Source organism: Streptomyces sp. HUAS CB01 (genome assembly GCF_030406905.1).
In the GTDB taxonomy this organism is placed as follows: Bacteria; Actinomycetota; Actinomycetes; order Streptomycetales; family Streptomycetaceae; genus Streptomyces; species Streptomyces chengbuensis.
This window is the reverse complement of the sequence record NZ_CP129137.1, coordinates 5076818-5090491: the sequence shown is the minus strand read 5'-3', so window position 1 is coordinate 5090491 and position 13674 is coordinate 5076818. Positions and strand designations below refer to the sequence as shown.

Below are 13674 nucleotides of genomic sequence, written 5' to 3'. Positions count from 1 at the left end.
CCGGCCGGGCCTCGCCCGCGGCCGGCTCCGGGAGGAGTCAGCCGGCGCCGCGGCCCCCACGGGCCACGCAGTCGGCCAGATGGTCGTCGACCAGACCGCAGGCCTGCATGAGCGCGTACGCCGTCGTGGGGCCGATGAAGCGCAGACCGCGCTTCTTGAGGTCCTTGGAGAGGGCGGTCGACTCGTCCGTGGCCGCCGGGACGTCCGCGAGGGTGCGCGGCGCCCGGCGGACGGCCGGGTCCGGTGCGTACGACCAGATCAGGGCGTCGAGCTCACCCTCCGCCCAGTCGGCCAGCACCCGGGCGTTGGCGATCGTCGCGTCGATCTTGGAGCGGTTGCGGATGATGCCGGCGTCGGCGAGCAGTCGCTCCTTGTCGGCGTCGGTGAACGCCGCGACCGAGGCGATCCGGAAACCGGCGAAGGCCTCCCGGAAGCCCTCGCGGCGGCGCAGGACGGTGATCCAGGAAAGCCCCGACTGGAACGCCTCCAGCGCGAGCCGCTCGAACAGCGCGTCGTCCCCGCGGACGGGACGGCCCCACTCCTCGTCGTGGTACCTGACGTAGTCCTCGGTGGACAGGCCCCACGGGCAGCGCAGCCGCCCGTCCGGGCCGGCCACGGCTCCGCCGCTCATCGCCGCTGCTCCTCGTCGCCCCGGCCGGTCTCCTCACCGGGGCGGCCCGGGCGCCCGGGCGAGGCGTCCGGAGTGCCCGGCGCTCCCGCGCCGTTCTGCGCGGCCGGGCGGTCCTCGGCGGCCTTCTCGAAGAACCCCGGCCGCTCCCCCGGCACGTCCTCGGGACGCTTGTCGAAGAGTTCGGCCGGACCGACCGCCGCCGCCTGCCGGCCCGCCAGCGCGGACTCCAGCTCGGCGATCCGCGCGTCCCGCTCGGCGAGCTCGGCGCCGAGCCGTCCGAGGACCTCGTCGACGTCGAGCATCCGATAGCCCCGCGCCGTCACCGGCAGGCGCAGCGCCTCGATGTCGGCACGGCTCACCGGACGCGTCACCGGCAGCGGGTCCACCAGGCGCTCGGGCGCCACCTCCGGGAGCACCGCCTTGTCGCCGCCGCCGACCACCGCCAGGGTGACCGCGGCGATGACCACGACCATCGCGATCAGCAAGAACCAGAACACAGCGCGCCTCTCCCCGGAGCAGGAAACCGTCCGCTGCCGATCGTGCCATGCGCCACCGACAGTTAAGGTCGCAGGCGACGGATCGCGAGGAGGAAACAGCGGATGCAGGGGATGCACGACGGGACTCTGCGGCTGGGACGGCGCGAGTTCGGCGCGCACGAGCCAGTGATCATGGCGATCGTGAACCGGACGCCGGACTCCTTCTACGACCAGGGCGCCACGTTCCGCGACGAGCCGGCTCTGGCCCGTGTCGAGCAGGCGGTGTCCGAGGGCGCCGCCATCATCGACATCGGCGGGGTGAAGGCCGGGCCCGGTGAGGAGGTGACCGCCGAGGAGGAGGCGCGCCGCACGGTCGGTTTCGTCGCCGAGGTGCGCAGGCGCTTCCCGGACGTGGTGATCAGCGTCGACACCTGGCGGCACGACGTCGGCGCCGCGGTCTGCGAGGCGGGCGCCGACCTGCTGAACGACGCCTGGGGCGGGGTCGATCCCGCTCTGGCCGAGGTGGCCGCCCGTTACGGGGCGGGCCTGGTCTGCACGCACGCGGGCGGGGCCGAGCCGCGGACACGGCCGCACCGGGTCGCGTACGACGACGTGATGGCGGACATCCTGCGGGTGACGACCGGGCTGGCGGAGCGGGCGCTGGGGCTCGGTGTGCGCCGGGACGGGATCCTCATCGACCCCGGCCACGACTTCGGGAAGAACACCCGTCACTCGCTGGAGGCGACCCGCAGGCTCGGCGAGATGGCGGAGACGGGCTGGCCGGTGCTGGTCTCCCTGTCGAACAAGGACTTCGTCGGCGAGACCCTCGACCGCCCGGTCAAGGAACGGGTGATCGGCACCCTGGCGACGACCGCGGTGTCGGCGTGGCTCGGCGCGCGGGTGTACCGGGTGCACGAGGTGGCGGAGACCCGGCAGGTCCTGGACATGGTGGCGTCGATCGCCGGACACCGGCCCCCGGCGGTCGCCCGCCGGGGACTGGCCTGAGGCTCCCGCCTGCGGCTCGGGGCGGGCCCCGGCCCTGACGGGGACCGCCGGGCAGGGCCCGGACGGTTCGCCGCGGCGCTCGTACCCGGGCGCCGCGGCGGGTACGAGCGCCGGCCGCTCAGGCCTCGTAGCCCTCGTACGGAATCGGTGGCGGCGGGCCGGTCTCCTTGGTGACCAGGGCGACCGCCTCGTCCACGTCGTCCGTGACATGGAAGAGCAGCAGGTCGCGAGCGGACGCCTTGCCCTCGGCGACGACCGTCCCGCGCAGCCAGTCGACCAGGCCGGACCAGTAAGCCGACCCGAAGAGCACGACGGGGAAGCGGGTCACCTTGCCGGTCTGGACGAGGGTGAGCGCCTCGAACAGTTCGTCGAGCGTGCCGAAGCCGCCCGGCATGACCACGAAGCCCTGCGCGTACTTGACGAACATCGTCTTGCGGACGAAGAAGTACCGGAAGTTCACGCCGATGTCGACGTGCGGGTTGAGGCCCTGCTCGAAGGGCAGCTCGATGCCCAGCCCGACCGAGATGCCGCCCGCCTCCCGCGCACCGCGGTTGGCGGCCTCCATCGCCCCCGGCCCGCCTCCGGTGATCACCGCGAAGCCCGCGTCGACCAGCGCCCGGCCGATCCGTACGGCGGCGTCGTACCCGGGTGTACCGGGAGCGGTCCGGGCGGAACCGAAGACGCTGATGGCGCTGGGCAGTTCGGCGAGGGCGCCGAAGCCCTCCACGAACTCCGACTGGATGCGCATGACCCGCCACGGGTCGGTGTGCACCCACTGCGAGTCGCCCTCGGTGTCCAGCAGGCGCTGGTCCGTGGTGCCGGGCTGGATCTGATCCCTGCGCCGCACCACCGGACCCAGCCGCTGCTCCTCCGGCCGTGCTTCCTCGGGACTGCCCATGACCTGCTCCCTCCGCTGTGGTGCACGTTCCAGGTCAGGGTAGGTCGCCGGAGATGTACAAGAGCGAAATTCCGGAGGTCGGATCCGAGGAAGTCAGGCGGTGGCGGTCCACGCGGTGATCGTCACGGGGTGGCCGCGCCGCGATCCGCACGGTGACGGCACCCGGTGACCGCCCCGCGCGGTCCTCACGCGGTGAGCCGTCGTACCCGAGCCGTCACGCGCGGGCCCTCACGCGGTCAGCCACCGCCGCAGACGCTCCTCGCAGTGCGTGATCCTGTCGACGGCCACGTGCTCGTCCCGCTTGTGGGCGAAGAGCGCGTCGCCCGGGCCGTAGTTGACAGCGGGGACGCCGAGCGCGCTGAAGCGCGACACGTCGGTCCAGCCGAACTTGGGCTGTGCCGTGCCGCCCACCGCCGCCATGAACGCGGCGGCGGCCGGGTGCGAGAGGCCGGGCAGCGCTCCGCCGGTGTGGTCGTCGACGACGAACTCGGCGACGTCGCAGTCCGCGAACACCTCGCGGACGTGGGCCTCGGCCTCCGCCATGGTCCGGTCCGGGGCGTAGCGGTAGTTGATCACCACGGTGCACTCGTCGGGGATGACGTTGGTGGCCACACCGCCCTCGATCCCGACCGCGTTGAGCCCCTCGTGGTACCTCAGCCCGTCGATCACCGGGCGGCGCGGCTCGTAGGCGGCGAGCCGGGCCAGGATCGGGCCGGCGGCGTGGATGGCGTTGGACCCCATCCAGCTACGGGCGGAGTGTGCGCGCTCTCCCGTGGTACGGAGGTGCACCCGCAGAGTCCCCTGGCAGCCGCCCTCCACCTGGGCGTCGGAGGGCTCGAGCAGAACGGCGAAATCGCCCTCCAGCCAGTCGGGGTGTGCGGCCGCAACATGGCCGAGGCCGTTGAGATGTGCCGCGACCTCCTCATTGTCGTAGAAGACGAACGTCAGGTCGCGATTGGGCTCGGGCACGGTCGCGGCGATCCGGAGCTGGACGGCGACACCCGACTTCATGTCCGAGGTGCCGCAGCCCCACAGGACGCCGTTCTCGTCGAGCCGGGAGGGGACGTTGTCCGCGATCGGCACGGTGTCGATGTGCCCGGCCAGGATGACGCGTTCGCCCCGGCCCAGGTGCGTCCGGGCGACCACGTTGTTGCCCTGCCGGTCGACGGTGAGGTGGGGCAGGGCACGGAGCGCCCGCTCGATCGCGTCGGCGAGGGGTTTCTCGTCGCCGCTGACCGACGGGAAGTCGACGAGCCGTGCGGTGAGAGCCGGGCCGTCCAGGGTGAGATCAAGCGCGCTTTCGGGCATGGTCACGACCCTAGCGCCGCCTCAGGCGACGTTCGCCCCGTGTCGCACCCGGACCGACCCGCGGGTACGGCCGCCGGGCCCGTCCCGCACCCGGGGACCCGTACATCCCGCGGGCGAGGGGCCGGGATGCCGCGCGGGGGGCCGGGATGCCGCGGCGCGGGCCCCGTGTCCCGCGCCGGGCACCCGTCCGGGTGTTCACGGGGCTCCAGTACGGTGGGCGCCGTGACCAAGACCGCCTCCCCCGCCCGGCGCGGCCGCTCCCTTCGCCTCGCGGCCGCGTTCGCCGTGTTGCTGGGCCTGGTCGCGTACGTGGTCGTGCAGTACGTGAGCGGCGACGGCGCGCCGCGCTGCGTGGTCCGCTCCGGTGACGGGGACGACCCGGACCGCCCCGGGCCCGACGACGGGGAGGGCGGTGGCGCCTCCTACGAACTCAGCCCGGAGATGGCGGCCAACGCCGCGACGATCTCGGCGGTCGGCACGACCAGGGGCATGCCGGAGCGGGCGGTGACCATCGCGCTGGCGACGGCCCTCCAGGAGTCCGCGTTGCGGAACATCCGGCACGGCGACCGGGACTCCCTCGGACTCTTCCAGCAGCGCCCGTCGCAGGGCTGGGGCACGCCGCGGCAGATCCTCGACCCGGTGTACTCCGCCGGGGCGTTCTACGACCACCTCGCCGAGGTGCCGGGCTACTCACGGCTGCCGTTGACGGTCGCGGCCCAGCGCGTCCAGCGCAGCGGCTTCCCGCAGGCCTACGCCAAGCACGAGCCGGACGCCTCGCTTCTCTCCGCGGCGCTCACCGGCCGCGCCTCGGCCTCCCTGACCTGCACGGCCGCGTCCTCGACCAAGCCCGGCGACCCCGCGAAGGTCCGTTCCGAGCTGGCGCGTTCCTTCGGTGCGGGGGTTCTCCCCGCGGCAGGCGGCAAGGGACGGGCGGGCTCCCCGCAGTCCTCCGAACTGACGGTCCCGGTCGTCGCTACCGCCCGGAACGCCGGCGAAGCCGACCGCCGCGGCTGGGAGCTGGCCCACTGGGCCGTCGCGAAGGCGGCTGAGCTGCGGATCTCCGAGGTCTCGTTCGCCGGAAAGGTCTGGAGCGCGGAGGAGGCCGACGAGGGCTGGCGCACCGCCGAGTCGGGTGGCACGGCGGTACGGATCCGGATCGCCCGCTGACCCGCTCGGGCCGGGCCGGCCCACGCGGAACGGCCGCCCGTGAAGAGACCGTCCACGCCCGTCCGTGCTGCCGGTGAGGCGGCGGTACGGCACCGGCCGGGCCGCGCGGTCCGCGGCACGGAGGGACCGTCACGCACGGCGGCGCGCCGCCGGTAGAGGCGGCGGCGGTACGGCACCGAGCCTGGCGGACACCCCGTCCGCGGGCGCCAGGGGACGGCCCACGCGCCGGCGGTGCACCGCCGGTGAGCGGCTCCGGGAGCCCGGCCCGTGCGGCGGCCCGCCCCCGTGGAACCGGCTCTCCCGAGTCGGCCGTTCCCGCCGCGGAAAGGAAACAGCCGCCCTCGGCCCTGCGGCGGCCCCGCAATTCCCGTACACCACGCCCTGACGCGCACCCATTTCCCTGTCGCGCATCCGTCCGACCAGACACTCTCCCGAGTTATGCGGCGCGCGTCGTCGTGAAGTCTCCCCGCCTTGTTCGAGGCCATACGAGTCGGGCGCTCAATTCCCTTGCGCAATAAGGGAAGTGACGGTTCAGCAGACTGTCCGCACGCATATTGTTCGCCCGTTTTTGTCCACAGCCGATTATGCGATGCATTGCCAACTCTTTACCTTGTACCACCGCAACCTTCCCCGCCCTCCGAGGGGTTGTCAGTGCGTCCGATCGCCGGACATGGACCACCGTCACCACCCAACGTTCTCTCGTCGAAGGAGCATCATGTCCCTCCCCCTGACCCGTCGGATCGCCCGTGCCGCGCTGCTCGTCGCAGCCGGGGCAGCTCCCGTGGTCGGTGCGGCCGGCTCCGCGAACGCCGTGGACCTCCCCACCCGTGACCTGGGCAACGGCGGCCTGACCCAGCTCGACGGCGACGCGGCCGGCTCCGCCGTCGACGGCGCCGCGCGCGAGGCCGCCGGCACGGCGAACGAGGCCGGCGGCAGGGTGGTCGGCACGACGCTGCCGGCCGCTGCCGGCACCCTGGGCGGCGCGGCCGAGACCGGTCTCCCGGCCGCGCAGGAGACCGCCGGCCAGGCCGCGGGCAGCACCGCCGGCGTCCTCGGCGAGACCGCCACCTCCGCGACCACGCAGGGTCTGCCCGCCACCCAGGGTCTGCCCGCCGCCCAGGGCCTGGCCGGCGGCGGCCTCCCCGACGCGGGCACCGCGCTGCCGGCAGGCGAGCTGCCGGTGCAGGGGCTGCCCCTCTGACCCGGCCGACGCGCGCGTGAGACACGGAAGGGCCCTCGGGAGTTCGCTCCCGAGGGCCGTTCCGTACGTCCGCCGTCAGCCGCGCCGGCACCTCGTCCACGGCACTCCGCCCGAGGTCTCCGAGGCACCTCGTCCGAGCAGGGCCCGTCCCTCACCGGGGCCGGCTGTTCGCCACGAGCCGTGAACCGGGTCGATGTCCGGGGTCCGCGTCCACGTCCCGGTCCGTGTCCGGGGCCCGTGTCCACGTGGGCTCCGCGTCGGCGTCCACGGAGGACGCCGCCCGACCGTGTCCGGGGTCCGCGTCGGCGTCCACGGAGGACGCCGCCCGACCGTGTCCGGGGTCCGCGTCCACGTCCCGGTCCGTGTCCGGGGTCCGCGTCCACGTGGGGTCCGCGTCGGCGTCCACGGAGGACGCCGCCCGACCGTGTGCGGCCCGCCTCAGCCGAGGCGCTTGACCGCCGCCTCGACCCGCTCGTCGGTCGCCGTGAAGGCGACCCGCACGAAGCGCTCGCCCGCCGTGCCGTAGAAGTCGCCGGGGGCGACCAGGATGCCCCGCTCGGCCAGGTGCGCCACCGTGTCCCAGCACGGCTCGTCGCGTGTCGCCCACAGATAGAGGCTCGCCTCGCTGTGCTCGATCCGGAAGCCGTGGTTGAGCAGGGCCTCGCGCAGGGCGAGGCGCCGGGCCGCGTACCGGGCCCGCTGCTCGGCGACGTGCGTGTCGTCACCGAGGGCCGCGACCGTGGCCGCCTGCACCGGCGCGGGCGTCATCATCCCGCCGTGCTTGCGGATCTGCAGCAGCTCGCCGAGCACGGCCGGGTCGCCCGCGACGAAGGCCGCGCGGTAGCCCGCGAGGTTGGAGCGCTTCGACAGCGAGTGGACCGAGACGATCCCCTCGTACGTGCCGCCGCAGACGTCCGGATGCAGCACGGAGACGGGCTCCGCCTCCCAGCCGAGCTCCAGGTAGCACTCGTCGCTGAAGACGAGCACACCGTGCTCGCGCGCCCAGGCGACGATCCGGGTCAGCTCGTCCTCGGCGAGGACACGGCCGGTCGGGTTGGACGGCGAGTTCAGCCACAGGAGCTTCAGCCCGGCGGGGTCGAGATCGGCGACCGGGTCGTCGTAGACCACCGGGGTGGCCCCGCAGAGCCGCGCCCCGACCTCGTAGGTCGGGTAGGCCAGGCGGGGGTACGCCACCGTGTCACCGGGGCCCAGGCCGAGCTGGGTCGGCAGCCAGGCCACCAGTTCCTTGGACCCCACGACCGGAAGCACGTGGGTGTGGTCGAACGACACCGCACCGAGCCGCCGCTCGCACCACGACACCAGCGCGTCCCGCAGTGCGGGCGTGCCCCAGACCGTCGGATAGCCGGGCGAGTCCGCGGCCGCGACGAGGGCCCGCTGGACCAGGCCGGGGACCGGGTCGACGGGCGTGCCGACGGAGAGGTCGACGATGCCGTCCGGGTGGGCCGCGGCGGTCGCTTTGTACGGCTCCAGCTTGTCCCAGGGGAAGACGGGGAGTCGGGACGATACGGCGGACACGGTGCTCACTTTCTCGTTCGTACGGCGAAGCGCCGACCGGCAGGCGGCGGGTTCGGTGCCACCGGATCGGGGCTGTGCGCAGTCCCGCGCCGCCGTCGGGGCGGCGCAAACGCCGCGGCCCCGCACGGCGGACGCACCGTACGGGACCGGGGACGCGCGATCAGCCGTTCTGCGGCGGCAGCGCGGCGATAAAGGGGTGGTCGCGCTCGATCAGACCCAGCTTGGAGGCGCCACCGGGCGAACCGAGCTCGTCGAAGAACTCGACGTTCGCCTTGTAGTAGTCCTTCCACTCCTCGGGAGTGTCGTCCTCGTAGAAGATCGCCTCGACCGGGCAGACCGGCTCACAGGCACCACAGTCGACGCATTCGTCCGGGTGGATGTACAAGGACCGCTGGCCCTCGTAGATGCAGTCGACGGGGCACTCCTCGATGCACGCCTTGTCCTTGACGTCGACACAAGGCTGCGCGATGACGTAGGTCACGCTGTCGTTCCTCCTCGGTAGGGCGCGGCGTCCGGTCTGCGGCTCGCCGCGGGGCTGCGCGGGAGCGCGGCGTCGTCGATGCCCGCACCTAGTATCTCCGTTCCTGGGGATGATCCGAACAGGAGGGGAGGACTGAGCTGTGGAATTCACCGCAGGCGGACGACTGGAGGTCCGCATCACCCCCTCTGACGTGGGGAAACGCGTCTCGGTTCGGCGGCGCGCCGAGGCGGCGGACGGGTCGCGGGAGTTCACCGACACGGTCGGGGTTCTCACATCATGGACCGGGGGTGTGCTGCTGATCACACGAAGGACCGGGGAGAGCGTCCACATCCCGGAATCCTCGCTGGTCGCGGGCAAGGTCGTCCCCCCGGCGCCGGCCCGCCGACGGGGCGCACCGGCAGCGTCCTTCGACGAGCTCGTGCGTGTCTCGGCCCGCGCCTGGCAGCCGGTGGAGAGCGAACCGCTGGGCGAGTGGGTGCTGCGCGCGGCGTCCGGCTTCACCCGCCGGGCGAACTCGGTGCTGCCGCTCGGCGACCCGGGCATACCCCTGGACGACGCCCTGGGGCGGGTGCGGGCCTGGTACGCCGAGCGCGGGCTGCCGGCGTACGTCCAGACCGCGACGGGCGCGGAGGGGACCCAGGAGCGGCTCTGCGCCGCGCTGGCGGAGCGGGGCTGGGAGCGGGAGGTGACCGCCGAACTGCGCGTCGGCGGACTCGCACCGATCGGTGACCTGGACGCGGACGTGGAGCGGGTGCGCCTGGGCCGGTCCGTGGACGAGCCCTGGCTCCGGCGTTACCAGCGGTCCGGTGTGCCGGGGCCACATGTGCTGAAGGTACTGGGGGGCGGGCCGTCGGTGTGGTTCGCGACCGTCCCCGGCCCATCCGAAGTCCCGGCGGCCATCGGCCGGTGTGTGGTCGACGGACGCTGGGCCGGCTTCATGGCGGTGGAGGTCGACCCCGTGCACCGCCGACAGGGACTCGCGACGGCCGTGATGGCGGCACTGGCCCGGCGGGCGCTGGACGAGGGAGCCTCGGCGGCCTGGCTGCAGGTCGAGGCGGACAACGGCGGGGCGCTGGCCCTGTACGAGGGGATGGGACTCTCCGTCCACCACCTCTACCACCACTTCCGATACTCCCGATCTTCCTGAACGGGTACGAGACGCGTATGCAACCGCCACTCCCCGAGGCCACGGGCTGGCGCCGCCGGTTCGCCGAGGAGGCCCGTTCCGAGCAGCCGGACCTCGCGACGCTGTGCCTGCTCGTGGGTGCGGAGGCGGATCCTCAGCTGGACGAGGCCGGACTCGACGCCGCCGAGATCGAGCTGGACCGGCTCGCCGGACTGCTGCCGTACGGGATCACCGGCCCGCACAACTGGGTGGCCGCGCTGTCGTCGCTGCTGGGCGGGCGCTGCGGCTTCCACGGCACGCCGGACTGCTACCAGCGGCTGGAGTCGTCCCTCCTGCACCAGGTGCTGCGCCGTCGCCGCGGTCTGCCGATCCTGCTGTCCGTCGTCTGGATGGAGGTGGCCCGCCGGGCCGGCGCGCCCGTGTACGGGCTGGCCCTCCCGGGCCACTTCGTGGTCGGCTTCGGCGACCCCGCCCAGCCGGTGATGGCGGACCCCTTCGCGGGCGGCCGCCTGCTGACGGGGCCGGACGCGGAACTCCTCGTCGCCGGCTCGACGGGCGCCCCGCTCGACCCCTCGATGATGGCGCCGGCGGGCCCGCTGGAGATCGTCCTCCGCATCCTCAACAACATCCGCGCGTGGGCCGCGGCCCGGCCCGAGCACACGGACGTCGCGCTCTGGGCCGTCGAGCTGTCCCTGCTCCTTCCGTCCCACCCGGCCCGCCTCCGCTACGACCGCGCTCAACTCCTCGTCCAGCGCGGCGACTTCCTCGCGGGGGCGGCGGAGATGGACGCGTACGCGGACGTGGTCTCGGCGGTCGAGCCGACGACGGCGGCGGCGATCCGTCGGAAGGCGCACGCGGCCAGGTCGATGCTCAACTGAAGCGCGGCACAAGGCCGCGTCGGTGCCCAACCGGGGCGCACTCGGCCACGCCGGGTACCGGCCAAGGCGCACCAGCCACGCCGGTCGATCGTGACCCGAGGCGCACGGCTGCGGGGCGTCGTGGGGCCGCGGGGAGCGCGGGGGCGGTTCTCCCGGCCACCGCCTCGCCCCGCGCGCGGCACGGCCGGGGCGATCGCCCCCGCGGACGCCGTGTGCCCGTGCCGTACGGCGGCCCCGGGCCGTCAGCACCTGCGCCACCGCCACCGCACCGGGCGCCGCAGCGCGTCCGCCGGCGGCGGCGACGTTCCGGCCTCGGTGCACCCGGCCCGGCGGCAGGCGCACGGCGGCGTGCGGGGAGCCACGGGTCGTCGGCCGGGAAGGGGGCCTTGCGCTCCGCCTGGGCCCTGACCTCGTGAAGGGACTCGTGGGACGTCACCCGGAACGCCTCCTCGCACGAGGCCAGGGCGGCGCACGGCGCCGCCCGCGAGGCCGCGGCGGCGGATCCGGGGCCGCGAGCCGGGCGAAGGAGTCCATGACCGCGCCGAGGGCGCCCGCGACGACCAGCAGGAGCAGGAGGACTGCCATGCCGGCGAGCCTGCGCGGGGCGGGTGCCCGCGCGTCCGACGCCCCCACGAGGGCCGCCGCCGGCCGGCACGCGTGCACGCCCGAGCCCCCGGATCCCGGAGAGCGGGACGGGGGCTCGGGACGGCGCGACGGCGGGGCTCAGCCCTGGCCGTCGAGCTCGATCGTCTGCGTGCGCTCCTCGGGCGTCTTGCCGAGGAGCGCCTTCTGCATCGCGGAGGCGACGTCGTCCGCGGACAGCGGGTACTTCTTCCCGTCGCCCTTGGTGACCATGATGCCGTCGAAGACCCCGTCGAGCAGTTCCGTGATGGCCTGCTTGTTGTAGACCTCGACGAGCCGTCCGTCGACCGCCTTCATCGACAGGATCTTCGGCAGGGACCTCGCCGGACCGAACTGGATCTCCTTGTCGCCCGCCTTGATCGTGACCAGGTCGGACATGGCCGGCTCGGCGAACTCCTTCATCGCCCGGTTCAGCTCGGTCTGGGTGATCGTCGGCTCACGCGTGGCGACGGGCAGTTCGACGTTGTTCACGCGTCCCGTCTCGACCTGGGCGCGGTACGCGTCCCGCACCGAGATCATCGACTGCTGGACGTCCAGCGTCTTGCCCGCCTTGCCCGGCACCGGCACGGCCTTGTTCGGCTCGAACCTGATCGTGCCCTCCGACGCCGAGCCGGACGTGCCCGCCAGGTCGGTCAGGGCGACGCCGAGCTTCTCCTCGTCGACCGGGATGACCGGCTGCGCCACCCGCTCGCCACCGAAGAGCGAACCGATGACCGAGACGGGGTTGTAGTCGCTGCCCGCGGCCTCGCGGACCGTGGCCTGGCTGTCCAGGGTGAGGCCGGCCTTGTCCGGGGCGAGCTGGACCTTCTGGCCGCCGACGCTGAGCTGCAGCGGGGAGGTGGCGCGCTTGCCGAGCGCCGCCTCCAGCCTGGCCTGGGCGTCCTCCTTCGTCCCGCCACCGATGTCGACGCCGAGGACCGTGGTGCCCTTGGGCACCTCGGAGTGGTTGAGCAGCAGCCCGGCACCGTAGGCGACGACGAGCAGGCCGAACACGCCCGCGCCGGCGAGCACCGCCTTGGACCGGCCCTTCTTCGCCGGGCCGGACGACGCCGGGGCGGGCGTCGAGGACGACCGCGCGGGCGAGGCGCCCGGCTTCGCCCCCGGTGCGGTCGCGGGGCCCGGGAAGTCGGGAGGCCCGCCGCCCGGCCCGGAGGGCCACGGGGACGCGGCGCCGTCGGGGCCACCGGGCTGGAACGGGGAGCGGTGCTCCGGTGGGACCACGGGGATGCCGCTGGTGAGCGTGTCGCCCGAGACGTTGGCGCCCGGGGCACCGCCCGCGCCCGGTCCGCCGGCGCCGTGTCCCGGCGCGGGCTTCTGCGGGGTGAGCACGGCGGTGTCGTCGCTCATCCGCGGGGGCCCTGCGGGGCCGGCCCCGGGTACACCCGTGCCCGGGACGCCACCGGGGGCTCCGCCCGTCGGGGCTCCGGGAGCGAACGGCGAGGTGCCGGTGGCGGGACCGGTCGTGGGGCCGGCCGGACCGGCACCCGGGGGCCGCTGCCCCGGTGCGGTACCGGCGGGGCCGTCCACGCCCGAGGACAGGGCGTCCAGACCGCTGCGGGGCCGGTTCCCGGCGCCGCCCTGGGTCTCGGGGAACCGGGGGGCGGCGGGCGCCTGTCCGTTCCTGGGCGCGGGGGCGCCGGGGATCCGGTGGGCGCCGGTGTCCTCGGGACGCGGTCCCGGCACCGGGCCCGGGCCCGGGCCCGGGCCCGTCGCCTGGGCCGGGACGGAGCCCGGCGGGGGCGTGGGACTCGGTGCCTTGCGCGGGGCGAACCAGTCGCTGGTCTTCTCCTCGGCCGGCCTCTCGGGCGCCTCGGGCCTGCCCGCGTCCCGTCCGGCCTCGGCGGCCGCCGGGGCGGACTGGGCGGGCGCGGACGGACGAGGTGTGCTGCCCGTGCGCTCGGCAGCCCCCTCGCGGGGTGCCGGGGCGCCCTTCTTGTCCAGCTTGTCCAGGTCGCTCATGGGCGTGCGCATGACCACGGGCGGGATCGGACGCGACCCCGGGATGTTGATCCGGATGCGGGTGGTCAGCGTCGTCTCGGTCCTGGGCTCGTCCGGCCGGCGCGCGGACGCGGGTTCGGCTCTCTCCTCCGGAGCGTCCTGCGTCGGGTGCAGCGACGGATACTGGCGGGATCCGTACGGCGGTGTCCCCGAGGGGTACGCGGCTCCGCCGCGCCCCTGGGGCCCGGAGGACGAACTGTCAGTTTCACGGCTCAAAGCAGGTTCTCCCGGTTGGCTCCGCCGCCCGTTCTTACTGGTTCTCGTTGCTGCGGGCGGCTCGGCGGCGCGCACCACCATACTGGCCGCCGCCGATCCGTATCCGGCGAC

13 protein-coding genes are annotated in these 13674 nt (G+C 74.4%); 5 read left to right on the top strand and 8 right to left on the bottom strand.

What is annotated here, in order from left to right; genetic code table 11:
- Positions 1–37: 37 nt before the first annotated feature.
- Together QRN89_RS22620 and QRN89_RS22615 are read right to left on the bottom strand one after the other, a co-directional pair.
- Complete coding sequence (locus tag QRN89_RS22620) at positions 38–631, bottom strand: DNA-3-methyladenine glycosylase I (RefSeq protein ID WP_290351210.1); 594 nt, start codon at positions 629–631, stop codon at positions 38–40.
- Positions 628–1128 (bottom strand): hypothetical protein, encoded by a 501-nt coding sequence (locus QRN89_RS22615; protein ID WP_290351209.1) that lies wholly within the window; start codon positions 1126–1128, stop codon positions 628–630. The genes QRN89_RS22620 and QRN89_RS22615 overlap by 4 nt, the downstream gene beginning before the upstream one ends.
- A 111-nt stretch (positions 1129–1239) precedes the next feature.
- Here QRN89_RS22615 and folP point away from each other — a divergent pair, with 111 nt between their 5' ends.
- Complete coding sequence (folP, locus tag QRN89_RS22610) at positions 1240–2112, top strand: dihydropteroate synthase (RefSeq protein ID WP_290351208.1); 873 nt, start codon at positions 1240–1242, stop codon at positions 2110–2112.
- Between the two features lie 118 nt (positions 2113–2230).
- Here the strand turns inward: folP and QRN89_RS22605 are convergent, their stop codons facing one another.
- Positions 2231–3010, bottom strand: a complete 780-nt coding sequence (locus tag QRN89_RS22605) for an LOG family protein (RefSeq protein ID WP_290351207.1) — start codon at positions 3008–3010, stop codon at positions 2231–2233.
- A gap of 228 nt (positions 3011–3238) precedes the next feature.
- Positions 3239–4318, bottom strand: coding sequence for a succinyl-diaminopimelate desuccinylase (dapE, locus tag QRN89_RS22600; RefSeq protein WP_290351206.1), 1080 nt, complete (start codon positions 4316–4318; stop codon positions 3239–3241).
- Between the two features lie 222 nt (positions 4319–4540).
- On the opposite strand from dapE, the gene QRN89_RS22595 reads away from it, so the two are divergent.
- The gene (locus QRN89_RS22595) at positions 4541–5485 is read left to right on the top strand and encodes a VldE C-terminal domain-containing protein (RefSeq protein WP_290351205.1); all 945 of its coding nucleotides are present in this window, start codon (positions 4541–4543) and stop codon (positions 5483–5485) included.
- Between the two features lie 715 nt (positions 5486–6200).
- Positions 6201–6686 (top strand): ATP-binding protein, encoded by a 486-nt coding sequence (locus QRN89_RS22590; RefSeq protein ID WP_290351204.1) that lies wholly within the window; start codon positions 6201–6203, stop codon positions 6684–6686.
- A gap of 438 nt (positions 6687–7124) precedes the next feature.
- On the opposite strand, the gene QRN89_RS22585 is transcribed toward QRN89_RS22590, so the two are convergent.
- Together QRN89_RS22585 and fdxA are read right to left on the bottom strand one after the other, a co-directional pair.
- Entirely contained in the window at positions 7125–8222 is a 1098-nt protein-coding gene (locus QRN89_RS22585; RefSeq protein ID WP_290351203.1) for a bifunctional succinyldiaminopimelate transaminase/glutamate-prephenate aminotransferase, read from the bottom strand.
- A 160-nt stretch (positions 8223–8382) separates the two neighbouring features.
- Positions 8383–8703, bottom strand: a complete 321-nt coding sequence (fdxA, locus tag QRN89_RS22580; RefSeq protein ID WP_010474859.1) for a ferredoxin — start codon at positions 8701–8703, stop codon at positions 8383–8385.
- A gap of 139 nt (positions 8704–8842) precedes the next feature.
- On the opposite strand from fdxA, the gene QRN89_RS22575 reads away from it, so the two are divergent.
- Positions 8843–9850: a GNAT family N-acetyltransferase gene (locus QRN89_RS22575; RefSeq protein ID WP_290351202.1), complete on the top strand. Its 1008-nt coding sequence runs from the start codon at positions 8843–8845 to the stop codon at positions 9848–9850.
- A 17-nt stretch (positions 9851–9867) separates the two neighbouring features.
- Positions 9868–10707, top strand: a complete 840-nt coding sequence (locus QRN89_RS22570) for a transglutaminase family protein (RefSeq protein ID WP_290351201.1) — start codon at positions 9868–9870, stop codon at positions 10705–10707.
- 432 nt (positions 10708–11139) lie between these two features.
- Here the strand turns inward: QRN89_RS22570 and QRN89_RS22565 are convergent, their stop codons facing one another.
- A complete protein-coding gene (locus QRN89_RS22565) occupies positions 11140–11292 on the bottom strand; it encodes a hypothetical protein (protein WP_290351200.1) in 153 nt (50 codons plus the stop codon).
- A gap of 138 nt (positions 11293–11430) precedes the next feature.
- On the bottom strand, positions 11431–13563 hold the full coding sequence (locus tag QRN89_RS22560) for a hypothetical protein (RefSeq protein ID WP_290351199.1): 2133 nt from the start codon (positions 13561–13563) through the stop codon (positions 11431–11433).
- Positions 13564–13674 lie beyond the last annotated feature (111 nt).